Annotated in this window: 24 protein-coding genes; 1 reads left to right on the top strand and 23 read right to left on the bottom strand. The window is 51.1% G+C overall.

The features are described 5' to 3' along the window. From glcE to rplM, 9 genes are all read right to left on the bottom strand, one after another. Entirely contained in the window at window positions 1–1,065 is a 1,065-nt protein-coding gene (glcE, locus tag ACO0LH_RS10120; protein WP_422940946.1) for a glycolate oxidase subunit GlcE, read from the bottom strand. 31 nt (window positions 1,066–1,096) lie between these two features. Continuing rightward, complete coding sequence (locus tag ACO0LH_RS10115) at window positions 1,097–2,575, bottom strand: FAD-linked oxidase C-terminal domain-containing protein (RefSeq protein WP_422940945.1); 1,479 nt, start codon at window positions 2,573–2,575, stop codon at window positions 1,097–1,099. 178 nt (window positions 2,576–2,753) lie between these two features. Beyond that, entirely contained in the window at window positions 2,754–3,242 is a 489-nt protein-coding gene (locus ACO0LH_RS10110) for an ankyrin repeat domain-containing protein (protein ID WP_422940944.1), read from the bottom strand. Window positions 3,243–3,425: 183 nt separating this feature from the next. After that, window positions 3,426–3,776, bottom strand: coding sequence for an iron-sulfur cluster insertion protein ErpA (gene erpA, locus ACO0LH_RS10105; protein ID WP_422940943.1), 351 nt, complete (start codon window positions 3,774–3,776; stop codon window positions 3,426–3,428). Between the two features lie 49 nt (window positions 3,777–3,825). Further along, complete coding sequence (locus ACO0LH_RS10100; protein WP_422940942.1) at window positions 3,826–4,215, bottom strand: bactofilin family protein; 390 nt, start codon at window positions 4,213–4,215, stop codon at window positions 3,826–3,828. 78 nt (window positions 4,216–4,293) lie between these two features. Continuing rightward, window positions 4,294–5,019, bottom strand: coding sequence for a DUF6776 family protein (locus ACO0LH_RS10095; RefSeq protein WP_422940941.1), 726 nt, complete (start codon window positions 5,017–5,019; stop codon window positions 4,294–4,296). 4 nt (window positions 5,020–5,023) lie between these two features. Further along, window positions 5,024–6,061: an N-acetyl-gamma-glutamyl-phosphate reductase gene (gene argC / locus ACO0LH_RS10090; protein ID WP_422940940.1), complete on the bottom strand. Its 1,038-nt coding sequence runs from the start codon at window positions 6,059–6,061 to the stop codon at window positions 5,024–5,026. A 153-nt stretch (window positions 6,062–6,214) separates the two neighbouring features. Continuing rightward, window positions 6,215–6,607 (bottom strand): 30S ribosomal protein S9, encoded by a 393-nt coding sequence (gene rpsI, locus ACO0LH_RS10085; protein WP_110255177.1) that lies wholly within the window; start codon window positions 6,605–6,607, stop codon window positions 6,215–6,217. Window positions 6,608–6,616: 9 nt separating this feature from the next. Then, window positions 6,617–7,045 carry a 50S ribosomal protein L13 gene (gene rplM / locus ACO0LH_RS10080; RefSeq protein WP_422940939.1) on the bottom strand — a complete coding sequence of 143 codons (429 nt, stop codon included), beginning with the start codon at window positions 7,043–7,045 and terminating at the stop codon, window positions 6,617–6,619. 418 nt (window positions 7,046–7,463) lie between these two features. On the opposite strand from rplM, the gene ACO0LH_RS10075 reads away from it, so the two are divergent. Further along, window positions 7,464–7,919 carry an OsmC family protein gene (locus ACO0LH_RS10075; protein ID WP_422940938.1) on the top strand — a complete coding sequence of 152 codons (456 nt, stop codon included), beginning with the start codon at window positions 7,464–7,466 and terminating at the stop codon, window positions 7,917–7,919. Here ACO0LH_RS10075 and ACO0LH_RS10070 read toward each other — a convergent pair. From ACO0LH_RS10070 to ACO0LH_RS10005, 14 genes are all read right to left on the bottom strand, one after another. Next, window positions 7,904–8,683, bottom strand: a complete 780-nt coding sequence (locus tag ACO0LH_RS10070) for a BPSS1780 family membrane protein (RefSeq protein ID WP_422940937.1) — start codon at window positions 8,681–8,683, stop codon at window positions 7,904–7,906. The two genes, ACO0LH_RS10075 and ACO0LH_RS10070, sit on opposite strands and share 16 nt — an antisense overlap. Next, window positions 8,680–9,645 carry a homoserine kinase gene (locus ACO0LH_RS10065; RefSeq protein WP_422940936.1) on the bottom strand — a complete coding sequence of 322 codons (966 nt, stop codon included), beginning with the start codon at window positions 9,643–9,645 and terminating at the stop codon, window positions 8,680–8,682. The genes ACO0LH_RS10070 and ACO0LH_RS10065 overlap by 4 nt, the downstream gene beginning before the upstream one ends. Before the next feature lie 37 nt (window positions 9,646–9,682). Then, a complete protein-coding gene (locus tag ACO0LH_RS10060) occupies window positions 9,683–10,132 on the bottom strand; it encodes a hypothetical protein (protein ID WP_422940935.1) in 450 nt (149 codons plus the stop codon). 209 nt (window positions 10,133–10,341) lie between these two features. Beyond that, window positions 10,342–11,418 (bottom strand): porin, encoded by a 1,077-nt coding sequence (locus ACO0LH_RS10055; RefSeq protein WP_422940934.1) that lies wholly within the window; start codon window positions 11,416–11,418, stop codon window positions 10,342–10,344. Between the two features lie 363 nt (window positions 11,419–11,781). Beyond that, window positions 11,782–13,017, bottom strand: a complete 1,236-nt coding sequence (locus ACO0LH_RS10050; protein WP_422940933.1) for a multidrug effflux MFS transporter — start codon at window positions 13,015–13,017, stop codon at window positions 11,782–11,784. A 74-nt stretch (window positions 13,018–13,091) separates the two neighbouring features. Next, a complete protein-coding gene (locus tag ACO0LH_RS10045; protein WP_422940932.1) occupies window positions 13,092–14,573 on the bottom strand; it encodes an NAD-dependent succinate-semialdehyde dehydrogenase in 1,482 nt (493 codons plus the stop codon). Between the two features lie 117 nt (window positions 14,574–14,690). Further along, entirely contained in the window at window positions 14,691–15,905 is a 1,215-nt protein-coding gene (locus ACO0LH_RS10040; RefSeq protein ID WP_422940931.1) for a THUMP domain-containing class I SAM-dependent RNA methyltransferase, read from the bottom strand. A gap of 130 nt (window positions 15,906–16,035) precedes the next feature. Then, complete coding sequence (locus ACO0LH_RS10035; RefSeq protein ID WP_422940930.1) at window positions 16,036–16,458, bottom strand: CopD family protein; 423 nt, start codon at window positions 16,456–16,458, stop codon at window positions 16,036–16,038. Window positions 16,459–16,487: 29 nt separating this feature from the next. Next, complete coding sequence (locus ACO0LH_RS10030; RefSeq protein ID WP_422940929.1) at window positions 16,488–17,753, bottom strand: glutamate-5-semialdehyde dehydrogenase; 1,266 nt, start codon at window positions 17,751–17,753, stop codon at window positions 16,488–16,490. A gap of 200 nt (window positions 17,754–17,953) precedes the next feature. Then, the gene (holA, locus tag ACO0LH_RS10025; RefSeq protein WP_422940928.1) at window positions 17,954–18,973 is read right to left on the bottom strand and encodes a DNA polymerase III subunit delta; all 1,020 of its coding nucleotides are present in this window, start codon (window positions 18,971–18,973) and stop codon (window positions 17,954–17,956) included. A gap of 1 nt (window position 18,974) precedes the next feature. After that, complete coding sequence (gene lptE, locus ACO0LH_RS10020; RefSeq protein WP_422940927.1) at window positions 18,975–19,511, bottom strand: LPS assembly lipoprotein LptE; 537 nt, start codon at window positions 19,509–19,511, stop codon at window positions 18,975–18,977. An 84-nt stretch (window positions 19,512–19,595) separates the two neighbouring features. Continuing rightward, window positions 19,596–22,223, bottom strand: coding sequence for a leucine--tRNA ligase (leuS, locus tag ACO0LH_RS10015; RefSeq protein ID WP_422940926.1), 2,628 nt, complete (start codon window positions 22,221–22,223; stop codon window positions 19,596–19,598). A gap of 162 nt (window positions 22,224–22,385) precedes the next feature. After that, the gene (locus ACO0LH_RS10010; protein WP_422940925.1) at window positions 22,386–22,769 is read right to left on the bottom strand and encodes an ExbD/TolR family protein; all 384 of its coding nucleotides are present in this window, start codon (window positions 22,767–22,769) and stop codon (window positions 22,386–22,388) included. Window positions 22,770–22,834: 65 nt separating this feature from the next. Further along, on the bottom strand, window positions 22,835–23,503 hold the full coding sequence (locus ACO0LH_RS10005) for a MotA/TolQ/ExbB proton channel family protein (protein WP_422940924.1): 669 nt from the start codon (window positions 23,501–23,503) through the stop codon (window positions 22,835–22,837). Between the last annotated feature and the right edge of the window lie 16 nt (window positions 23,504–23,519).

The raw sequence follows: 23,519 nt of genomic DNA, 5'->3' as shown, positions 1-23,519 counted from the left end.
TTACCAGCCTTTGTACATGCGACCGGGGTTGAATATACCGGCAGGGTCAAAAGTATTCTTCAGGCGTCTGTGTATCTTTTCTATAGGTGGAGACAGGGGGGTAAACACGCTTATACTCTTGTCACCGCCGCGGAACAATGTCGCATGGCCACCGGCAGCCAATGCTGTCAGGCGTATCAGTTCTGGTTTCTCAGTGCTGTAAAGCCAGCGCTGCGCCCCACCCCATTCGATCATGGTTTTGCCAGTCAGCTTCAAAGCCGGGCTGGTGGATGGCAGCGACAAGCGCCACAGACCGTGTTCTTCTTCCTGCTGGAAAAAATCCAGGGTCTGCTCACGCAAAGCTGTCCAGAAAGCCGTGGCATCCTGCATTTCTTCACCACCCAGTCTGGTCTTGGCGGCGCGCACTGCGGCCTCTGCACCGGACAGGCGCAACATCAGGCGGCCTACATGCCAGCAACTGGCTGAGATGGGCAAAGCCTGGCCTGCCCACTGATTCAAACGCGTCAGTGCATCCGCTTCTGACAGGGCAAACACCAGGGTGGTTTCAGCAAAGGGACGTGGCAAGACCTTGACGGAAATATCCAGCAGCAAACCCAGGCAACCCATGGAACCGGTAAGCAAGCGCGAGACATCATAACCAGCGACATTCTTCATGACCTGGCCACCAAATTCCAGTATTTGCCCTTGCCCATTCATGAGGCTGACACCGAGTACGAAATCACGCACGCTACCGACGGCAGGCCGCCGTGGGCCAGACAAACCCGCAGCCACGACACCACCTATCGTGGCACCAGTACCCCAGTGCGGCGGCTCAAATGCCAGCATCTGATTTTGTGCTGCCAGGGCGGTTTCTATTTCTGTCAGCGGCGTGCCGCTGCGGGCGGTCAGTACCAGCTCAGTCGGGTCATATGCCAGGATGCCGCTGTAGGCGCGGGTATCCAGTACTTCACCCTGCACTTCCTGCCCATACCATTGCTTGCTGCCACCGCCCTGTATCTGCAGCGCTGTCCTACTGGCGCTTGCAGCCAATATGCGATCACGAAAATTATCTAGCGTCGTTTGCATGCCATCGTCCAATTAAGTCTAGCCTCTGTCTTTAAAAACGCGGCAAATCAGGGAATTTCAATACGCCTTTCTTCACATGCATGCGACCGTATTCGGCGCAACGATGCAAAGTAGGTATGGCTTTATCCGGATTCAACAAAGCATCCGGATCAAAAGCCCGTTTCAAAGCGAGGAAGGCAGTAATCTCTTCACTCGAAAACTGCACGCACATGGAATTGATTTTTTCTATGCCCACGCCATGTTCACCGGTGATCGTGCCACCAACCTTGACGCATAGCTCCAGTATCTCGGCACCAAATTCTTCAGCCCTATGAAACTCACCTTCTTTATTCGCATCAAATAAAATCAGGGGATGCAGATTGCCATCGCCAGCATGAAAGACGTTAGCGCAACGCAGGCCATATTTTTCTTCCATGGCGGTGATGCCGATCAGGACTTGTGCCAGATGCTTGCGCGGTATCGTGCCATCCATGCAGTAATAATCGGGGGAGATACGACCCGCAGCGGGGAAAGCATTCTTGCGGCCAGACCAGAAACGCAGGCGCTCTGCTTCGGTACTGGATACTGCCAGTGCGGTAGCACCTGCCTGCTCCAGCACGGCGCTCATGCGGGCGATTTCTTCTTCGACTTCTTCTATCGTCCCGTCTGATTCACAGAGCAAGATGGCCTCGGCATCGGTGTCATAACCTGCCTGTACAAAGGGCTCGACCATGCGTGAAGAGGTCTTGTCCATCATCTCCAGCCCGGCAGGGATGATGCCTGCGGCAATCACGCTGGCCACCGCATTGCCGCCTTTGACTACATCATCAAACGAAGCCATGATGACGCGTGCTGTTTGCGGCTTGGGAATAAGTTTAACGGTCACTTCAGTGACGACACCGAGCATGCCTTCAGAACCTATGAACACGGCCAGCAAATCCAGGCCAGGCGCATCCAGCGCACCACTGCCCAGCTCGATGACTTCGCCTTCCATGGTGATGGCACGTACGGCCATGACATTGTGTACCGTCAAGCCATATTTGAGACAATGCACACCGCCAGAATTTTCTGCCACATTGCCGCCTATGGTGCAGGCGATTTGTGAAGACGGGTCAGGTGCGTAGTACAAACCATGGGCAGCGACCGCTTCAGAAATCGCCAGATTACGCACGCCCGGCTGCACTACGGCGGTACGGGCATAGGCATCGACTTTGATGATCTTATTGAGTTTGGCTGTTGACAGCACCAGGCCATCAGCAATCGGCATGGCACCGCCAGACAAACCAGTGCCGGCACCACGCGGCACGATGGCAACCTGTTTTTCACGGCAAATATTGATGATGCTGATGACCTGGCTTTCATTCTCAGGCAAAGTCACCACCATCGGCAACTGGCGGTAGGCAGCCAGACCGTCACATTCATAAGGACGAGTATCTTCTTCATCATACAAAATGCAATGCGCAGGCAATTGCTGACGCAGTGCGCGCACAAGGTCTTGCTGGCGTGAAGATATGGCGAGTGATGCTTCCATGCTGGCTCCTGTTGATTCAAGGAGTGTAATCAGCTTTCCATGTCTTGTGATGAATTGTTCTGAGAAATTGCCGCAAATACTTTTCATTACTCCTTGCAGAAGTGCTGTATACAACAATCTGTCAAGGAGGCAGCTTTACAGAGTGAAAAATTACCAGCACTGTCAGCAAAAAAATTATTTATTTGGCCCCGGCCTTGACCAGAACATCGATCATTTTCTTGTTCGGCCTGGCAACACCCTTAGCCCATGACAAAGGTGTATCACCATTAGGTGCGGTAGCATTCACGTCAGCTTTTTTGCTGATCAAAAGCTGGACTGTTTCCAGCTTGTCTGACATCACGGCGCAAAATAAAGGTGTATGCCCATCACCATTGGTAGATTCTATGCTGGCGCCAGCTTTGAGCAAGGCCAGGATGATGTCATTGTTACCCTTCAATGCCGCCTGTGTCATGAAGGTGGGAGCGGCACGGCTGTCCTCTTGCAAGTCCAGCTTGATCTTGTCCTTGATGAGCTTTTCTACGGCAGCGCCGTCATTACCATCAATTGCCTTGAGCATGGCGTTGTACTGGCGGCGTTCTGATTTGCTTAACTCACCTTCGCCTGCATGTACGGCTGTCGCCATCGTGAGTGAAAGGGATACCAGGATCAATGCCAGTTTAGTTGTCATATCGAACCGCCTTGCCAAATTAATTAAAATACCAGAGGGCGGAATCTTACAGGAAATCATTTGATAAGCAATTTATCAAGACCCTGTAAACTGTAACAATTAATTCTGATTTTACATACAACATCAGGCATCAAAAAAACAAAAGGACGCCACAGCGTCCTTTTTCAGGCAAATCAACGAAGATTATGCTGAGAATGAAGAACCGCAACCACAAGTGGTTGTTGCATTCGGGTTCTTGATGACGAACTGTGCGCCTTCGAGGTCATCCTTGTAATCGATTTCTGCGCCAACCAAGTATTGGTAGCTCATGGAATCGATCAGCAAATGGACGCCATTCTTGGTCATGGTCGTATCATCTTCATTGGTGATTTCATCAAAAGTGAAACCATATTGAAAACCGGAGCAACCGCCACCTTGCACAAAGACGCGCAATTTCAGGTCTGGGTTACCCTCTTCTTCTATCAATTGCGCCACTTTGGAAGCGGCGCTTTCGGTGAAGATTATCGGTGCGGGCATTTCGGCAACAGCGTTCATATATTACTCCTTCAAACTGATTACCATCATTATAGACCCGCACAGAAAACTATGCATTGTTCGCTGCAAGTTTGAGCATGGGCTCTGCTGTCAGGTCATGGCTGAGCTTGCCGGAGACGACGGCACCGCTGAGCATTTCCAGGGTTTTATAGTGGACATCGCCTGAAATTCTGGCTTTAGGTTGCAATTCAAGCAATTCTGAAGAAAATACCGGTCCGTTAATGATGCCATTGACAACAATATGGGCAGCACGTACTTCACCGTCTATTTTCGCCTGTTCGGAAATAACCAGCATACTTGATGATTCCAGGTCAGCGATGACATTGCCCAGTATATGCCCGTCAATACGCAGACCACCCTTGAAACGCAAATCGCCTTCAATCACGGTGGTTGCGCCTATCAGGCTGTCTATGGTGCTTTTGGTTTTTCGATTAAACATTCTTGCATCCTCAATCAGGGAAAGAGCCAGAATCCGCAGCGTAAAATAGTTTCTGTCGCAGCAGTTTCTTTGCGAGGTTTATAAATTCACCGTTTGCTGAGCACGGATCTGGCCATTCGCTAACACTTTGGCCTGTACACCTTTGACCGATGCTCCCTCTGGTAAGGAAATCGTTCCTTCCAGTCTTTGATAATGCCGGAATGATAATTTCAACTTGCCAGCATCGCCCGTTTTAGGATCGGGAAACAGCATCGTAGCAGGTTTACCCGCTTGTACCAAGTTCAGGTTAAATTGCATTTCCCCATTGAAATCCCGTCCGGTTTTGCCTCCCTGCATGACGAGGGCGCGATACCGCAGTTGACCTGGTGCCAACATTTCCACCTTGAAATTTTGCAGCGAGATGCCTTCTGCCCCGACAGCGGAAGGTGACAGACTTTCAAAGAAAGCCAGGTCATCCTTTAACTTGAGGTTTTCTGTGGTCAGGGCCTTGATCTGATCAGTGAGCTCTTTTTGCGTAGAGCGGTCGATATTGACCTTGCTTTCTATGGTATTGGCGCTGAGCGACAGTTTATCGCGCTCGGCAGTCAGTTCTTCTATCTTTTTGTTCAGCAATTCAGCCTGCTCGCCACTGATCTTGGAACCAAAGGCAAAGCTCTTGCCCAGGTCATAAGTCCACCAGGCAACAACGGCAGCAATACCGATAACGATACCAGCCACAGCGATTTTAAAAGGCCATGACTGCTCGCTGGTAATCGTCATTTTTGGCGCCAGATAGCGCCGTTTGGAAAGTTTGGACTTACTCATGTCATCATGGTAAAACCGGGACGTGCATCAATCCGGTTGTTTCATCCAGGCCAAACATCAGGTTCATACATTGCACGGCCTGGCCGGAAGCGCCTTTCACCAAATTGTCCTGCACGACCAGTACGATGACGGTTTTGCCATTGTTTGGCCGGTGCAGTGCCAGGCGCAGCATATTTGAAGCGCGGGTAGAACGGGTTTCGGGATGTGAGCCGAATGGCAGCACATCGACAAAAGCTTCATCCTGATAGGCATTTTCAAATAAGGCCTGCAAATCTTCGTTACTGATTTCTGTGTTCAGGCGCGCATACAGGGTCGAATGCATGCCACGTATCATCGGCACCAGATGCGGCGTGAAAACCAGGCCGATATCCTGTTGGCTCATGCGCTGCAATTGCTCTACGGTTTCTGGCGTATGCCTGTGTCCTGCGACACCATAGGCCTTGAAGGAATCGCTGACCTCTGAAAACAGCAGGCCCAGTTCGGCTTTTCTGCCAGCACCGGAAACACCGGATTTGCAATCGGCAATCAAATCACTGGCATCGACGATGCCTGCCTTGAGCAAGGGGTAATAACCCAATTGCATGGTGGTGGGGTAACAACCCGGGTTGCCGATCAGGCGTGCACTTTTGATCGCTGCACGATTCAGTTCTGGCAGGCCATAGACGGCTTCATCAAGCAGGTCGGTACAAGTATGCGGTATGCCATACCATTTTTCAAATTCAGCCACATTTTTCATGCGGAAATCAGCGGCCAGGTCAATGACCTTGACACCGGCAGCCAGCAATTCAGGGGCCTGTGCCATCGCGACACCATGCGGAGTCGCAAAGAACACAACATCACATTCTTTCAGATTGGCTTTGTCCGGCGCAGAAAATGCGATATCAACGCGACCGCGCAAGGAAGGGTACATTTCAGCAACCGGCAATCCATCTTCCTTGCGAGAGGTGATTGCAGTAATTTGCGCCTGGGGATGTGTGGCCAGAATGCGCAATAACTCTACGCCTGTATAACCTGTACCACCGACGATGCCTATTTTGATCATGTTCGTTCCTTGCAAGAAATTTTGACGCTATTCTAACAGCAGACGACTTTGGTGATGCTAACGTGATAAAACTCGTTACAGTATTCTGCCATGCATTCCCATAAGCAAAAAAGCCGCCCATCCAGGCGGCTTTTCTGTACCAGCGAGAAAAAATTAACGCTTGGAGAATTGCTTTGCGCGACGTGCTTTGCGCAGACCAACTTTTTTACGTTCAACTTCGCGAGCATCACGAGTAACGAAGCCAGCTTTTGACAATTCAGGTTTCAAAGCTGCATCATAGTCGATCAGGGCACGAGTGATACCGTGACGAACTGCGCCAGACTGGCCAGATTCGCCGCCGCCATGGACGTTAACCATAATATCGAAAGTTTCGAGATTATTAGTCAGTTCCAGTGGTTGACGGATAACCATCAGGCCAGTTTCACGAGAGAAATACTCGTTAGCTGGTTTGCCGTTGACAACGATCTTGCCGCTGCCGGATTTCAGGAATACGCGAGCAACTGCGCTCTTGCGACGGCCAGTTCCGTAGTTGTAATTACCGATCATGGCTAATCCTTAGATGTCGAGTACTTGTGGTTGCTGAGCTGCGTGCGGATGTGTTGCATCTGCATAAACTTTCAGCTTCTTGATCATTGCATAGCCGAGTGGGCCTTTAGGCAACATGCCTTTAACAGCTTTCTCGAGTGCACGACCTGGAAAACGCTCTTGCATTTTCTGGAAATTTGTTTCATAGATACCGCCTGGATAACCAGTGTGGCGATAGTATGTTTTGTTGAGTGCTTTAGTACCAGTCACACGCAATTTGCCTGCATTGACAACAACGATAAAATCGCCTGTGTCTACGTGTGGTGTAAATTCTGGTTTATGTTTGCCGCGTAAACGGAGTGCCACTTCGCTGGCAACACGTCCGAGTATCTTGTCTGTCGCGTCAATCACGAACCAGTCGCGCTGAACCTCATGGCCCTTAGCGGAAAAGGTTTTCATGTTGAATCCTAATAAAAGTTGGAAACGCCCAATAATAATCTGTGTTCTTTGGTGGTTCTGGCATTGAAAATCACCAGACTCGTCCTTGTAACTCTCCCTTGGGCTAACAGAGAGTCGGAAATTATAGTATTTTCAAAGACTTAGTGCAAGGATTGTTTAATTTTTGTGCAGTTCCTGAGGCGAAAAGCAAAAAAAAACCCAAAGACTGGCTTCGGGTTGAATCCACCAAAGGAGTAGGTGGAGGAGACAATTGCGAGGTCGTTAAGAGTCAAAAACACAATTAACTAACCGATGAGTCAATAATAGGATAAGAAATTGTGCAGTGCAAGGTAAATTTATCGGGATTTTTAGAAAAATCGCGTTTTTGCGCGATGCGCTACAATCTGTAACAGATTCACATCAAGCTCATGGAGGGCAAATGGAAGCAACTGTAAGTTGGACGGGATTATCAGGAATGTCGTTTTTGGCCGAAACCGGCTCAGGCCATGCCGTGCTGATGGATGGTGCACCCGATGGCGGTGGCCGCAACCTGGCACCAAGGCCGATGGAAATGGTGTTGCTGGGCACAGGTGGCTGTAGTGCCTATGACGTGGTCTTGATTTTGCGCAAGGGCAAGCAGGATATACGCGGCTGTGAAGTCAAACTGACGGCTGAAAGAGCAGAGACTGAACCCAAGGTATTCACGAAGATCAATTTCCACTTCATCGTCCGTGGCCGCCAGTTGAAGGCAAGCCTGGTAGAACGCGCGATCAAGCTGTCGCATGAAAAATACTGTTCAGCCTCCATCATGCTGGAGAAAACCGCCACCATGACCCATAGCTTTGAAATTATCGAAGACCTGGATCTGGCTTCAGAACATCAGGCAGCAGACTGAGCTTCTTCATCCGGCTTGCCAAAGATATCTGTGTAAGTCGGATAAGAAGAGCAAAAAGCTACAACAAAAACAAGAAATGAAAGTGCTGCAAGCATGAGTGCCGCAACATATATGTTTATTTGAGCAAAGATGATTGCGAACGGGCTGACTAATATAATCACTCCATACAGGCCAAGAACATAGACGATGAACGCCTTCCAAGAATGGAGTACGGCAAAGAAACTATAGAACATGGATTTCATCAGCGGCATTCGTTGCCACACAATCAACGGAACGCTATACCAAAATGACATTGCAAATGGAAGGTAGATCAGTACAAAAAACAAGATGGCTTTGAAGGGAAGGGCTTCTTGCAACGCATTCGTATCTACAGGCCCGGCATTTTGGAGAATTTTTACAAAGGCTTCAACCTCTCCATCAGCCAGTGCATCAGACAGCAAACTTGCAATCAATATGGCCAATATACGGATCGCACCCGATCCGAGCAAAGTGACTTTGTTATGAGACTTAAAACCAATAAAAAGTAAGTTGGGCGTTATTTTTTGTTCATTTTCAACCAGCAGACAGGCTTGCATAAGTCCAACTGAAAATAGAGGGAACAGAAACAAACTGAGGAATTGCCCGGCAACAGGAATGAACTTCAGTAATTGGGTCAGCATCATCCATAAGAAAAACAAACTGACCAGCTCTGTGGGTCGTTGCCGGAATAGCGCAAAACCGCGGGTCACCCAGGTCCAGCCTGTTCTTGCATCTACTGTTTTCATTTATTGACAGGCAATGGCGGTACGCGATCGGATTCACGCATGCGTAAAATACGTTCGAAATGCGCAGGATCATGCGGCGTCAGCATTTCAGCATCACGCGGCTGATAAAAATCATACAGGCGAGATAACCAGAAACGCAATGCCGCCGCGCGCAACATCACTGGCCATGCGATGGCCTCTTCCGCAGTAAACGGGCGCACTGCGTGGTAGGCATTGAGCAAGGCCGCAACGCGCTCTTCATCCAGCACGCCCGTTGCTACTTCAATACACCAGTCATTGACGGTCACTGCCACATCGAACAGCCAGGTATCGCAACCGGCAAAATAGAAATCAAAAAAGCCTGTCAACCGTTCGCCATCAAACATGACATTATTACGGAACAGGTCAGCATGCACAGGGCCATGCGGCAAGGCCTTGTAGATCGGCGTGCTGTCAAAGGCATCCTGAAAATGTACCTCTGCGCGCAACAGATGTTGTAGTTCATCGGACAGGAAAGGTAACACCTTAGGCGTAGTCTCGTGCCACCAGTCCAGCGAGCGCAAATTGGGCTGCCGTATGCTGAAATCTTTCGCTGTCACGTGCATGCGGGCAAGCATGGCGCCTACCGCGGCACAATGCACGGCTTGAGGCGCCATCTGCGAATGGCCTTCCAGCTTGCTGACAATGGCTGCAGGTTTGCCATGCAGGGCCACCACCAACTCGCCCTGGTCATTGGCTATCGGTGCTGGCACGAGTACATCATGATCTGCCAGGTGACGCATCAATTTCAGGTAAAACGGCAATTGTTCGAAATTCAGGTTTTCGAAAATCGTCAAAACGAATTCACCGGCTTCAGTTTGAATAAAGAAATTGCTGTTTTCAATTCCTGATGCAATGCCCTTGATTCCAAGTGCCCGGCCTAGCGGAAATTGCGTCATCCAGGGGCCAAGGTCTTCCAGTGTTACCGGTGTAAAAACTGCCATGTTATTTAAAAATTAGAAGCTGAAACGGAGGGAATATTTATTTGCTTGCGGAAGAACTGGCAGATGCCGGTTTGACTGGTGCAGGTGCCAGAACATCAGGAGGATTGCCTTCCTTCACTTCTTTCTTGCCGCCGAATTCAAGTATGCTCCACTGAGCGCCACGATTGGCATCACCCTGCACGGTACCTTTAGGGGCATTGCCATACTCAGGATTGGCCTTGACGACATAATTGCTCTTGCCGGATTTGACCTGGACTTCAGTCACTTTACCGCCGTTATTGCGTTTTTCAGTGGTTTTATTTTTTGCCTCTGGCTTGGCGCCTACCGCAACACCTGACTCAGCCGGGCCTTCTTCCAGTTTTTCCAGCCTTGGGGGAACGGGATCAATTTTTGCAGGTGGTGGCGTCTGTGCCATCGCTGGTAAGGCAACGAACAGGCCAAACATGGAGGAAATCAATATGGAGGTAGCTTTTGAAGTGGTTTTCATGATACTGCCCTGTTGAACTAAGTATGCAAGCATTGTAACAAACCCTGCCCGGCCTGACAGGAATATAAGGATTTTGCTGCACCTATCAACTAACGCAGCGCCAAGATCCGTCAACACCTGAGGGTAAAATAAAAGAGGCGCTACCTTGACGATAGCGCCTCTTCCGCATTCACACCAACCGGGCTATAGCCCGATTAATGAAAATCAATTTAGAACTGGTGACGAATACCAACTGTCAATTCTTTTACGTCTGCGCCTTTAACAGCTGCGCCAACTTTTTGAGAATTTGCATCTTGGGTTGTGCTTGCAAATGCTGTGTACAGGTCAGTACGCTTGGAGAATGTGTACTGATAACCGATAGCGAATTGCTTGGCATCGCCCACTGTTGCCGAAGAATTAGCAGCGATCAGAGTGGAATCCTTGATCTTGGTGAAAGTAGCCAAAATTTTGTTGCTTGGATCAAACGGCACTGTTACACCCAGGGAGAAGATCTTTTGATCAACAGGCAGAGCAGCGTCGTCGCTCACTTTTTGATAGATAAACACTGGTTTAGCTACGCCGAAATCATAGGCAACAGCCAAAGTGTTACCTTTACGTGCATTGATAGGACCGTTAGCAGCAGCTTGGCCATTATCTTTAACGAAAGAGTAAGCTACATCCAGGCCATCAGCGTTGTAACGCAGGTTCAAGCCCAATGTGCGGCCAGCAGAATTGTCGCCAGCTGCTTCGCCGAAGCCATATTCGCCAACAGCGGAGAAACCACCCAGGTTAGCTGGTGTGTAGTAGTAGATTGCGTTACTTGCACGGCCGCCGGAGTTGGCGTTAACACCAGCAACTGTCGCTGTGCCACCGATGAAGTACAAATTGGACAAACCATTGCCGCTGTTGATAAAGCCGGATGCAAACGGATCAAAGTTGTCGAAGAATTTGAAAGTTGGTGTCTTGTCACGGCCCAGATCAACAGCACCGAAATCGCCAGACAGGCCAACTGTGGAACGACGACCAAATGTACGACCTTGAGCAGAGCTACCGTCATCGATATTCAGGCCCATTTCCAAAACGAAATTGGCTTTCAGACCGCCGCCCAGATCTTCAGTACCTTTGAAGCCGAGACGGGAACCGTTTTCCTGACCGCTCTGGATTTTGTTGAAGCGACCAGCAGGTGTGCCGTTATCCAGGCTTTGGAAGCCAGCATCAGCGATACCATAGACCGTGACGGAAGATTGAGCAAAAGCTACGCCGGAGAAAGCACTCATCAGAGCGAGTGCAAGGAATGATTTTTTCATTATCTAGTATCCAAAAATGAATGTTGAGTTTTTACCAATTTTATTTCAAGCACGGCAAAAACAGAATTACAGGTGTTTTACAGCCTTGAATCGGTAAGAGATCCAATGACAAGCGGCACGATACCTGCGAAAAGTGACAACTTGATGAATTCGGCATATCCAGAAAGCGACACTTTAGACAAGTTCGCAATAAAAGGACACGATGGAAATCTTATTTGCATATGCAAAACAAATTGTAGCCATCCATATTTAAAGCAATACCAGATGACATTTAACAATTTGCTGCAAAGCACCAATTATATATGGTGCTTGATCTACATTTCAAGTAACTGACTCGAAATTTACTTATTTTTACGTATTGAACTACTCTATGGCCTCCCATGCATTAGGTTTTTGCGCAGTCATGGCACGCCAGTAGGCGCGCCCCGTATACCACATCATAGCGGCAATGCCAGCACATGCAAGTTGCCCTAAAGCCAGTGTCAACACTGAATGATCCAGTGCTGGTGCAACGACACCTGCAATGACGGCCCCAAGCATGGTGACTGTCGCTGACTGGCAAGAGGCGACAATACCGCGTATGGTAGGAAACAGGTCCAATACCAGTAAGGTTGCCCCTGGTGCAACCAGTGACATACCGAATGTATAAAAAAACAAGGGCATCACTGACCACAGTAACACGGGTGGCGAAAAATAGTGAAATACCACATTAAACGACGCCGCACCGAGCAAAAAGCAAAACCCGATGTTGACTTGCTTCCAGACCGTCATTTTCCCGGCCAGGCGATTAGCCGCCAGTGCACCGAGGAAGATACCTCCCACTGACGGTACAAATTGCCAGCCAAACTGGTCCGGCCCCAGTTTCAGGTGCTGGGTAATGAAAGCAGGTGCTGCAGATACATACAGGAACAATCCAGCAAAATTAAACGCGATCGTGCCTGCCTTTAAGTGGAACAGGGGAGACTTGAAGACCTTTCTATAACTGCTCCATAAAAACTCGGCACTGAAGGGCTGACGACTTTCTTTGGGCAGGGATTCAGGCAAATAACGGTAACAGGCCCACCATAACAGGATGGTATAGCCAAACAACAAAAGGAAAATCGCACGCCAGCTGGCAAAACTGACTACCCAGCCACCCAGAATAGGCGCAATCGCCGGGGCAATGGAAAAAATCATGGTCACCAGCGACAAGAGCCGTTCAGCAGGTGCGCCTGCATAGAGATCACGGATGATCGCTCGCCCTACCACCATGCCAGCACCGGCTGAAACACCTTGCAGGATGCGGAAACCCCACAAGTAGTGAATGCTATGCGCAGATGCGCAACCAAAACTGGCAACAGCAAACACTGCCAGTGCGATCAAGATCACATTGCGCCGCCCGAATGCGTCCGACAGGGCACCATGCCACAAGGTCATGACAGCAAACGACAGCATATACGCCGTCAGGGTTTGCTGTACTTCCAGTGAGGTGGCATGTATCGTTGCCTGGATATTGGGGAAAGCAGGCAGGTAAGTATCGATAGAAAACGGGCCCAGCATCGCCAGCGCGGCAAGCAAAGTTGCCAGGCCAGCATTACTGATCTTGATTGCAGAGGTCATTAGCGGATTCAGCTTTCACCCCAATCAGCCGCTAGCGACTGATTGGGCTTGGACAAACAATTGGAGGGCTTACATCAGATGCCGCCCATGCACAGGTACTTCATTTCCAGATATTCATCCATGCCGTAGCTGGAACCTTCGCGCCCCAGACCGGATTGCTTGACACCACCGAACGGTGCCACTTCATTTGATATCAGGCCGGTATTGATACCGACCATGCCATATTCCAGTTTTTCAGCGACACGCCAGACACGGCCAATATCGCGTGAATAAAAATAAGAAGCCAGACCAAAATCCGTATTATTGGCCGCAGCGATAACTTCTTCTTCGGTTTTGAACCTGACCACAGCAGCAACCGGGCCAAAAGTTTCTTCATTCATGACCAGCATGCCTGATGTGACATTGGACAGCACAGTTGGTTCATAAAAAAGTGCTCCAGCCGCATCTTGTTTGCCACCAGTGAGCAAAGTAGCCCCCTGTTTCAAGGCGTCAGCCACATGCTCTGCGACTTTGGCAACGGCTTGCTCATCGATCATCGGCCCCTGATTAACGCCTTCGGCAAAGCCGTCACCAACCTTGATCTTTTTGGCACCGGCAGCCAGCTTTTCAACAAACGCATCGTAAATCGATTCATGCGCATAAAAACGGTTGGTGCAGACGCAAGTCTGTCCGGCATTGCGGAACTTCGACAACAAGGCGCCCTCAACGGCGGCTTCGAGGTCGGCATCTTCAAAAACGATGAAAGGCGCATGCCCGCCCAGTTCCAGTGCCATTTTCTTCACGGTCTGGGCTGACTGGCGCATGAGAATGCGACCAACGGGTGTCGAACCGGTGAAAGACAAATGACGCACCACAGGGCTGTCGCACAACACTTTACCCACTGCGATGGATTGTTCAGAATCTGCCGTAATAATATTGATGATGCCTGCCGGAATACCCGCGCGATGCGCCAGTTCTGCCATCGCCAGCGCCGACAAAGGTGTCTGCTCTGCCGGCTTGATCACGATGGAACAACCGGCTGCCACGGCAGGCGCGACTTTACGTGTGATCATTGCTATCGGGAAATTCCACGGGGTAATCGATGCACACACACCTATGGGCTGCTTCAATACCACCATGCGCTTGTCTGTCCATGTCGACGCCATGACATCGCCGGAAACCCGTTTGGCTTCTTCAGCAAACCATTCTATGAAGCTGGCCCCATAGATGACCTCGCCCTTGGCTTCTGCCAGTGGTTTGCCCTGCTCTGCCGTCATGATGGCGGCCAGGTCATCCGCATTGGCTATCATCAGATCAAACCATTTGCGCATGAGGCCAGCGCGTTCCTTACCCGTCTTTGCCGCCCACGCCGGAAACGCTGCTTGCGCAGCGGCAATAGCGGCTTCGGTATCGCTTGCGCCCATGTTTGGCACGGTAGCGATGATCGCCAGTGTAGACGGATTGTTCACTTCAAAAGTGCCGGTGGCATTGACCCATGCGCCATTGATATACGCCTGGCTGCGCAGCAGCGAAGGATCTTTCAGATTCAATTGTTTTGCTGTTGCTTGTTGTGACATCAGAGTAACTCCACTTTTTTGCAAATTAGCACAATACCAGTAAGCCTAAAGCAAAACGGCCAGGTCTGCTTGGACCTGGCCGTTTTGTCTGAAGCTGAGTGACGCGCCGCGTGAAAATTATTCAGCAATATCTTTGGGCTTGGCTTCTTCCCTGCGGTTGAAACCTGCCACCATATCAAAGCGGAACAGCCGGCATTCAAGTGCGCCATTGAAGAACGGCGTCTTGCGCGATTCTTTCAGGCGCAACATTTTTGGCAAACCCAGGTCAGCAGTAAACAGGAATACACTCCAGCCAGCGAAACGCTGTTTGAGCGTGGTACTGAAAGCGCTGAAGAAGTCTTTGGCCATATCATCTTCTTCCATGCTGCTGTCACCGCGCACACCGATACGTTCGCCGTATGGCGGGTTGGTCAGCAAGACGCCTGGCTCTGTCGTTGGTGCCTTGATTTCCTGCGCTTCTATCTGCTTCAGTGGCACGTCAAAACGTATGCCCGCCTTGTTCAGGTTATTGCGTGTCATGACGATCATGTCGCCAGAAATATCGCTGCCAAAAATTGTTGGTTCAGCAGGCAGAGGATGTGGCTTGGCGCTGGCCTTGATCTGTGCCCAGGCATCTTCATCAAACTGATGCATTTTCTCGAAAGCGAAGTCACGTTTCAGGCCAGGTGGTATGCCTGCCAGGATTTGCGCTGCTTCAATGAGGATGGTGCCGGAACCACACATGGGGTCAAACAAAGGCGTACCCGGTTTCCAGCCAGCGGTGCGCAACAAGCCTGCTGCCAGATTTTCACGCAAAGGTGCATCACCGGTCTCCATGCGCCAGCCACGTTTGAACAAGGGCTCGCCTGAGATATCCAGATACACCGTGAAATTGCGTGCATCCATGAAACCGACGATACGCATGTCAGGGTTCTTGGTGTTGACCGAAGGGCGCTGGGTGAACTGGTCACGGAAACGGTCACAGATCGCATCCTTGATTTTAAGCGTGGCAAAGTCCAGGCTTTTCAACGGTGACTTGACTGCCGTGACGTCAACACGGATGGTGTGGTGATAACCAAACCAGTCTTCCCAGGGCTGATCCAGCACCAGGTCGTAAATATCGTTTTCATTGGTGTAGCCAGAATGCGCCATGCGCATCAACACACGCGATGCAATGCGTGAATGCAGGTTGATGCGCCAGCCATCATGCAGGCTGCCTGAGCAATGCACGCCGCCTGGTACCTGGTTATGGACCGTCATGGTTTTATCCAGGGCGGCGATTTCACCGAGCTCTTCAGCCAGGGCAATTTCCAGGCCGCGTGGGCATGGGCAAAAATAAGAATAACGTGTCATGGGGAACCTTTTATCCGTTGTAAAAAACTATGGTGAAAAATTTTCACCGCCAAATGCAAGCAAACGCTCACAAATTTGATACACGCTGATTCGCATCAGCAAATGCATCTACTGCTATCGCCATGCAAATTCAAAAGGGTTTGACGACGACCAATATCAATACCGCCAGCAACAAAATTACCGGCACTTCATTAAACCAGCGGAACCAGACATGGCTGCGCTTGTTAACACCCTTCTCGAATTTCTTCAATAAACTGCCGCAAGCATGGTGATAACCGATCAGCAAAATGACGAAGGCCAGTTTGGCATGCAACCAGCCATTGCCCGGCCCCTTGCCTATGCCATAACCTTGCCACAGCCACAGACCAAAGACCAAGGCAAGCACTGCCAGTATCGTCATGAAACGATATAGCTTGCGCGCCATCAATAGCAGGCGCTCGGTCGCTGCCGCATGGCTTTCCATGGCCAGATTGACGAGAATGCGCGGCAGGTAAAACAAACCTGCAAACCAGGACATGACAAACAAGATATGAAAAGCTTTAACCCAGAGCATGATGAACTTTCTTTATTGAATCTTCATTATTATTGACGTACTTCGCCGTGACCAAAAACCACATATTTCAAGGACGTCAAACCTTCCAGGCCAACCGGGCCGCGTGCGTGCAATTTGTCATTGGAGATACCAATCTCGGCACCCAGGCCATATTCAAAACCATCAGCAAAACGGGTGGACGCATTCACCATCACAGATGCGGAATCCACTTCACGCAAAAAGCGCATGGCCCGGCTGTAATCTTCAGTGATGATAGCCTCAGTATGTTTGGACGAATAGTCATTGATATGGGTAATGGCTTCATCCATATCGGCGACGACCTTGATGGCCAGTATCGCTGCCAGGTATTCAGTGCCCCAGTCTTCTTCTGTGGCTTTAGCCAGATGAGGATAACCTGCCAGGATCGCGGCAGCGGCATCATCACAACGCAATTCAACCTGCTTGCCTGCATACAATTCGGCAACTGCTGGCAACACCTCGGCTGCAATGCCTTGCGCTACCAATAAGGTTTCCATGGTATTGCAGGTGCCATAGCGATGGCATTTGGCATTGAAGGCAATGTTGACGGCTTTCTCCAAGTCAGCCTTGTCATCGATATACACATGGCAGATGCCATCAAGATGCTTGATCATGGGCACGGTGGCTTCCTGCATCAGGCGGGCAATCAGGCCCTTGCCACCGCGTGGCACGATGACATCCACATATTCTGGCATGGTAATCAGTTCGCCTACGGCTGCGCGGTCTGTGGTTTCCACGATCTGCACTGCATCGGCAGGCAAACCTGCGCCTGCCAGCCCCTCCTTGACCAGTTTTGCCAAAGCCTGGTTGCAATGGATGGCTTCTGAACCACCCCGCAGGATGGTGGCATTGCCGCTTTTGATGCACAAACCGGCAGCGTCTACAGTCACATTCGGGCGTGCTTCATAAATAATACCGATGACGCCCAAAGGCACGCGCATTTGCCCGACCTGTATGCCGGTGGGACGGTACTTCATGTTTGAGATTTCGCCTATCGGGTCAGCCAGACTGACGATCTGCTCCAGGCCTTCAGCCATGGTGGCGATAGCCTTGTCAGATAAAGTCAGGCGGTCAAGCATGGCCGCTTCCATGCCTGCGGCTTTGGCGGCAGCCAGATCAAGTTCATTGGCTGCACGCAAAACCGGTGCTTCGCGACGGATAGCGGCAGCGATCAGCGACAAGGCCTGGTTTTTTGCAGCGGTATCGGCTTTGGCCATGGCGCGCGAGGCTGCGCGGGCACGGACGCCGAGGTCCTTCATATATTGCTTGATATCCATAATCATCAATGGCGGGATGCACATGCACCCTTAGAGTTTATTGATAAGCCGCGTCAGCAAAGCGCGGGATAATTCTGTTCATTCGCAGCACCTGAGTAAGGCGCCGGGGAAACATGAAAAACGCTGATCACGTTGATTTCTGACCGAGCCCAGATCGTGGGTGCGGCAAAACTATTTTTTTGATTCATCCTGAACCGAGATCAGGCGGCGCGTGCCACTTTCAGGCCCAATTGCAAAAGCGCATCCCAGGGGTCGCCTGCAAAAGCCCTGGCGCGCAAACCCTTGACCATCTTGTCGACTTGCGAGGCTTCTTGTAGTGCGCCTTGCAAAGTCGTCAGACTGACCCTGCGCAAGGCCGGGTCCATCAATCTTTCACGCGGGCCCCAGATGCGGTATTCCTTCAACAAAGCTGACAAGGGCCGCCCCTGTTGCATGCCTGATTTCAATTTCAACAGTGTGCGTATTTCTTCTGCCATCGCCCACAATACCAATGGCAGGGCTTCGCCCTCGCCTTTCAGGCCATTCAGCATACGCACCAGACGGGCGACATCGCCTGCCAGCATGGCCTCATTCAGCTTGAAGACATCGTAGCGTGCCACATTCAACACTGCATCATGAATCTGTTCAAAACTCAGCTTGCCTGCCGGGTGCAACAAAGCCAGTTTCTGGATTTCCTGATGGGCGGCCAATAAATTGCCTTCTACCCTGTCAGCAATAAAATCCAGGCTTTGCCGGTCTGCCATTTGTTGCTGGGCTGATAAGCGCAGACTGATCCAGTTTGGTAACTGACTGCGTTCTACCAGCGGAATATCAATATACACCGCCGCCTGTTGCAGGCTGCTTACCCAGGCAGCTTTTTGGCTTGCCCAGTCCAGTTTGGGCAGCGTGATCAGGGTCAGGTTATCGGGCGACAGATTCGTCACATATTCCTGCAAGGCCTGGCCACCATCCTTGCCGGGTTTGCCGGTGGGGATGCGCAAGTCGATGAGTTTTTTGTCACCAAACAGCGATTGCGACTGATTCGCTGCCAGCAAGGCGCCCCATTTGAAACTGCGCTCCACCGTCAGGATTTCGCGCTCGTAAAAACCCTGTGCTTTTGCGGTGCGGCGTATTTTGTCCGCCGCTTCCAGCGCCAGCAAATGCTCATCACTGGTGATCACATACAGTGGCGCCAGTGTTTTCGCCAGATGGCCATCCAGGGCATCAAAGCGCAATTGCATATCAGTCGTCCATCTTTACAACGGCCAGCCTGCGCATGATTTGCTGCACCAGGTCACTTTGCATATCGCGGTACAACAAGACTTCTTCCGCCTCTTTTGCCAATACCTGGGTTTCATTAAAACTGATATTGCGCTTGAGCTGGATATCTACCGGTTCCAGGTATTCCTTGCCGACATTGTCGCGCAAGCGGAAACGGAAGTTATAGATCAGGTTGTATTCACGCACGCGACCCTGGCTGTTCAGCGACAGGATTTGCTTGTCCCTGGTTTCGCCCATCACTTCGAGAATGACTTGTGCATCGGCGGCATTGGCCATGATCTGCGTTTGCCCATTGGCACGAATCTGCCTGCGCAGTTCACCACCAAGTGACGAACTTTCTGGCATGCCTATGTAGATGCTTTTAAAAGGCAAAGCGACCGGGCCACGCAGGGCAAAACCGCAGGCCGTCAGCAAGCTCATCGCCATCATCACTGCCGCCAGCAATGGCAGACGTGTTAAAACGAAATGACGAAATGAATGACGAAGAGATGCTTGCATGCGGTTTTCCCCAATATAGCTAAATGCCCTGATAAGCTGGTTTCTCAGACTGCCTGCACTATGTATCAACATATTATCAACAACTCAGGCAACAATATTGACCAGCTTGCCAGGCACGATGATGACTTTCTTCGGTGCACCTTCGATGAAGCGCTGCACGCTTTCATTGGCCAGTGCGGTCGCTTCTATCGTTGCCTTGTCAGCATCCTTGGCAACCTTGATACTGCCGCGCAATTTGCCATTGACCTGTACCATCAATTCGATTTCATCCTGCACCAATGCTGCCTCATCCACCAGCGGCCATGGAGCATCAATGATTTCACCTAATTCTGCTGCCAGTCCCAGTTCCTGCCACAAGGCATGCGTGATATGCGGGCAAACTGGATACAAGCCGCGCAACAGGATGCTGAAAGCTTCGCGCAAAGCGGCTGCATGGCCTTCGGCTTCTGACTTGAACGACTCTATGGTGTTGAGTAACTTCATCGCGCCGGACACAACCGTGTTGTATTGCAGACGGTCATAATCCGCATCAATCTGCTTCAGAGTCAGGTGCACTTCGCGGCGCAAGAGTTTGACATCTGCCGCATAGCTGGCAGGTGCAACAGTACTGGCGGCGACCGTAGCAGACAATTTGAGCGCAGACGCCCATAAACGGCGCAGGTAACGTGAAGCACCTTCGACACCACTGCTGCTCCATGCCGCACTTTGATCTGGAGGGCCGGCAAACATGGTGAACAGACGGGCGGTATCAGCACCAAACTGCTCAATGATGTCTTTAGGTTCAACCACATTGTTCTTGGACTTGGACATTTTTTCGATGCCGCCCATTTGCACAGGCTGACCATCGCTTTTCAGCGATGCCGAAACTGGACGCCCCTTGTCATCATGCTGGACTTCGATTTCATTCGGGTAGAACCAGGTTTTCTTGCCGCTGTCATCTTCACGATAGTAAGACTCGTTGAGCAGCATGCCTTGAGTGAACAGGTTTTTGAAAGGCTCGTCTATCTTGACCAGACCCAGGTCACGCATGGCCTTGGTCCAGAAACGTGCGTACAGCAAATGCAGCACTGCATGTTCGACGCCGCCGATGTACTGGTCCATCGCCATCCAGTAGTCATTGCGTTCATCGACCATGGTCGGCGCATCCGGGCAGGTATAACGCATGAAATACCAGCTGGAATCAACGAAGGTGTCCATGGTGTCAGTTTCGCGGTGTGCCGGGCTGCCGCATTTAGGGCAAGGCACATTCAGGAAATCTTCACGATGTTTCAATGGATTGCCAGAACCGTCAGGAATGCAGTCGGTAGGCAGGACCACCGGCAAATCTTCATAAGGCACAGGCACGTCACCGCAGCTTGCGCAGTGAATGATAGGGATAGGAGTGCCCCAGTAACGTTGACGGGAGATACCCCAGTCACGCAAGCGCCAGGTGGTTTTCTTTTCGCCGAGTTCTTTGGCAATGAGGTCGGCAGCGACTGCATCGACAGTCGCCTTGAAGCTCAGGCCATCGTACTTGCCGGAATTGATGGTAACGCCGCGCTGCTTGTCACCATAGGATTCTGCCCAGGCCTCAGTCGTGAATGTCTCACCTTCAATCGCCACGACTTGCTTGATGGCGATATTGTATTTTTTCGCAAAGGCGAAATCGCGTTCATCATGTGCTGGTACGCCCATGACAGCGCCATCGCCATACGTCATGAGCACATAGTTACCAACCCAGACTTCGACCTGCTCGCCAGTCAGCGGGTGAGTAACGAACAAGCCAGTCGGCATGCCCTCTTTTTCCTTGGTCGCCATTTCGGCTTCTGTCGTGCCACCGGCTTTGCAGACTTCGATGAAGGCTGCCAGTGCGGCATTATTCTTTGCTGCCAGCGTCGCAATAGGATGTTCTGCCGCGACTGCGCAGAAAGTCACGCCCATGATGGTGTCGGCACGGGTAGTAAAGACATACAGCTTGCCATCTTGTACCAGTGCGCCGGTTTCGTCAGCGATCTGATGCGGGAAAGCAAAGCGCACGCCTTCACTCTTGCCTATCCAGTTGCGCTGCATGGTACGCACTTGCTCAGGCCAGCCGTCGAGATTGTCGATGCTGTTCAGCAGTTCATCTGCGTATTGGGTGATGCCAAAGTAATAGCCAGGGATTTCGCGCTTCTCTACCAGCGCACCAGAGCGCCAGCCGCGGCCATCAATGACCTGCTCATTCGCCAGTACGGTTTGATCAACTGGGTCCCAGTTGACGACCTGGGTTTTTTTGTAGGCGACGCCTTTTTCCAGCATCTTCAGGAACAGCCACTGGTTCCAGCGGTAGTAATCCGGGTCACAGGTAGCGACTTCGCGCGTCCAGTCAAATGCCAGGCCCAGGGGCTGCATTTGCGACTTCATGTCTTCGATATTCGCGTAAGTCCATTCTGCTGGTGACTTTTTATAGGCGATCGCCGCATTTTCTGCAGGCAGGCCAAATGCATCCCAACCCATGGGCATGAGGACGTTATAGCCCTTCATGCGCAGCTGGCGTGCCAGCATATCGTTGATCGTGTAATTGCGCACGTGGCCCATGTGCAGCTTGCCGGAAGGGTAAGGCAGCATGGAACAGGCGTAATACTTGCCTTTAGGGAAACGTGGATTATTTTCTATCGCCGTATAGGCGTCGATCTTTTTCCAATGGGATTGCGCCGATTGCTCGACGTCGGAAGGCGTGTATTTTTCTTGCATGGCGTAAGCAGAAGTAGATGCGGAAATGACTCAGAACCTTTGATTATAACTGGTTCAGCGTCATTATTGAGCAAAGCCAGGCGGGATCTGCCTGCCAGAGGCATCAAGAAAGGAAAAAGCAGCAGAAAAATGCAGGGCTACCGCCTGCAAACAGAAGGATATCTATTTTTTTTGCAGCTTATTCTCTGTGGCAAATGAGATTTTGGCCAGACCCTGCGCCTGCGCCGCCGCCATGACCTGGGCGATAATTTCGTAACGGGTGGCCTTGTCAGCGCGCAATTGCAATTCTGCCTGCGAATTTTGCTGCGCCAGCGCCGCCAGACGTGTTTCCAGCTCAGCCATGCTCAGGGCCTGCTTTTCCCAGTACAAGACACCTTTTGCATCAAAGGCGATATGGACAGCTTCACCCTTGTCTGGCAAGGCGCTTGCCCGCGTCTGCGGCAAATCCAGCTGAATTGCCGGCGCCATGAAAGGCGCGGCAATGATAAAGATGACCAGCAGCACCAGCATCACATCCACCATGGGCGTGACATTGATGTCTGCCATTGTTGCTAATGGTCGCGGAGAAGAACCGGAATGCTGGAATTTACCGAAGGACATGGTCAGGACGTTCAGCACTTAGCCGGGGATTGGCTCATATGCGCATGCAAGTCAAAGGCAAAACCATCGAGTTCAGCCAGTGTAATGCGGTTGATGCGGTTAAAGCCGTTATAGGCCAGCACGGCGGGTATCGCAACCACCAAACCCAGCGCCGTCATGATCAGCGCTTCGCCCACTGGCCCCGCCAGTTGGTCAATTTGTACCGCGCCTGATGAAGAGATGGCCGTCAGCGCGTGATAAATACCCCAGACTGTTCCCAGCAAACCAACAAAGGGCGCAGTAGCGCCTATCGATGCCAGCAAGGTCAGGCCGGACTCCAGCTTGACTGTCAGTCTCTGCAATTCCTGACGCAGGTTGCGGGTCAGCACTTCGTCTGATTCGCTGTGGGCAGAGAAGGTCGTGGCACGTTGGCCGGTGTCGACTGCGGCACTGGCAGTATCTGCCAGTGTGACAAACATGGCAGCCTTGTCAGCATGTCGCAGCATCGCAATGGCATCTGTCATTGTGGGGGCAAGCCAGAAGGTCTGCAAAACCAGGGCCGTTTTTCTGATACGCCAGAAGGTCCAGGCTTTAAACAGGATCAGGGTCCAGCTCAATACCGACATCAGCAAGAGAAACCAGCCAACCAGTTGACCCAGCGTGTCAGCCTGCTCCCAGTAATGTGCAATCGCAGAATTCATGCAGACACTTTGTCAA

The organism is Undibacterium sp. TJN19 (assembly GCF_049339485.1).
Lineage (GTDB): Bacteria > Pseudomonadota > Gammaproteobacteria > Burkholderiales > Burkholderiaceae_D > Undibacterium.
The sequence above is the reverse complement of the archived record's forward strand: the minus strand, read 5'-3'. Positions and strand labels throughout refer to the sequence as shown.

Coding starts and splice junctions, on each gene's coding strand:
- ACO0LH_RS10070 (WP_422940937.1), bottom strand. CDS start 8,683: ATGAAAACAGTAGATGCAAGAACAGGCTGGACCTGGGTGACCCGCGGT.
- argC (WP_422940940.1), bottom strand. CDS start 6,061: ATGATCAAAATAGGCATCGTCGGTGGTACAGGTTATACAGGCGTAGAG.
- rplM (WP_422940939.1), bottom strand. CDS start 7,045: ATGAAAACCTTTTCCGCTAAGGGCCATGAGGTTCAGCGCGACTGGTTC.
- ACO0LH_RS10095 (WP_422940941.1), bottom strand. CDS start 5,019: ATGAGTAAGTCCAAACTTTCCAAACGGCGCTATCTGGCGCCAAAAATG.
- glcE (WP_422940946.1), bottom strand. CDS start 1,065: ATGCAAACGACGCTAGATAATTTTCGTGATCGCATATTGGCTGCAAGC.
- leuS (WP_422940926.1), bottom strand. CDS start 22,223: ATGCAAGAAAAATACACGCCTTCCGACGTCGAGCAATCGGCGCAATCC.
- ACO0LH_RS10065 (WP_422940936.1), bottom strand. CDS start 9,645: ATGGCAGTTTTTACACCGGTAACACTGGAAGACCTTGGCCCCTGGATG.
- ACO0LH_RS10005 (WP_422940924.1), bottom strand. CDS start 23,503: ATGAATTCTGCGATTGCACATTACTGGGAGCAGGCTGACACGCTGGGT.
- ACO0LH_RS10075 (WP_422940938.1), top strand. CDS start 7,464: ATGGAAGCAACTGTAAGTTGGACGGGATTATCAGGAATGTCGTTTTTG.
- ACO0LH_RS10055 (WP_422940934.1), bottom strand. CDS start 11,418: ATGAAAAAATCATTCCTTGCACTCGCTCTGATGAGTGCTTTCTCCGGC.
- ACO0LH_RS10050 (WP_422940933.1), bottom strand. CDS start 13,017: ATGACCTCTGCAATCAAGATCAGTAATGCTGGCCTGGCAACTTTGCTT.
- rpsI (WP_110255177.1), bottom strand. CDS start 6,607: ATGATCGGTAATTACAACTACGGAACTGGCCGTCGCAAGAGCGCAGTT.
- holA (WP_422940928.1), bottom strand. CDS start 18,973: ATGCAATTGCGCTTTGATGCCCTGGATGGCCATCTGGCGAAAACACTG.
- ACO0LH_RS10040 (WP_422940931.1), bottom strand. CDS start 15,905: ATGACACGTTATTCTTATTTTTGCCCATGCCCACGCGGCCTGGAAATT.
- ACO0LH_RS10115 (WP_422940945.1), bottom strand. CDS start 2,575: ATGGAAGCATCACTCGCCATATCTTCACGCCAGCAAGACCTTGTGCGC.
- ACO0LH_RS10110 (WP_422940944.1), bottom strand. CDS start 3,242: ATGACAACTAAACTGGCATTGATCCTGGTATCCCTTTCACTCACGATG.
- lptE (WP_422940927.1), bottom strand. CDS start 19,511: ATGCAAGCATCTCTTCGTCATTCATTTCGTCATTTCGTTTTAACACGT.
- ACO0LH_RS10030 (WP_422940929.1), bottom strand. CDS start 17,753: ATGGATATCAAGCAATATATGAAGGACCTCGGCGTCCGTGCCCGCGCA.
- ACO0LH_RS10045 (WP_422940932.1), bottom strand. CDS start 14,573: ATGTCACAACAAGCAACAGCAAAACAATTGAATCTGAAAGATCCTTCG.
- ACO0LH_RS10100 (WP_422940942.1), bottom strand. CDS start 4,215: ATGTTTAATCGAAAAACCAAAAGCACCATAGACAGCCTGATAGGCGCA.
- ACO0LH_RS10010 (WP_422940925.1), bottom strand. CDS start 22,769: ATGGCAGACATCAATGTCACGCCCATGGTGGATGTGATGCTGGTGCTG.
- erpA (WP_422940943.1), bottom strand. CDS start 3,776: ATGAACGCTGTTGCCGAAATGCCCGCACCGATAATCTTCACCGAAAGC.
- ACO0LH_RS10060 (WP_422940935.1), bottom strand. CDS start 10,132: ATGAAAACCACTTCAAAAGCTACCTCCATATTGATTTCCTCCATGTTT.
- ACO0LH_RS10035 (WP_422940930.1), bottom strand. CDS start 16,458: ATGCTCTGGGTTAAAGCTTTTCATATCTTGTTTGTCATGTCCTGGTTT.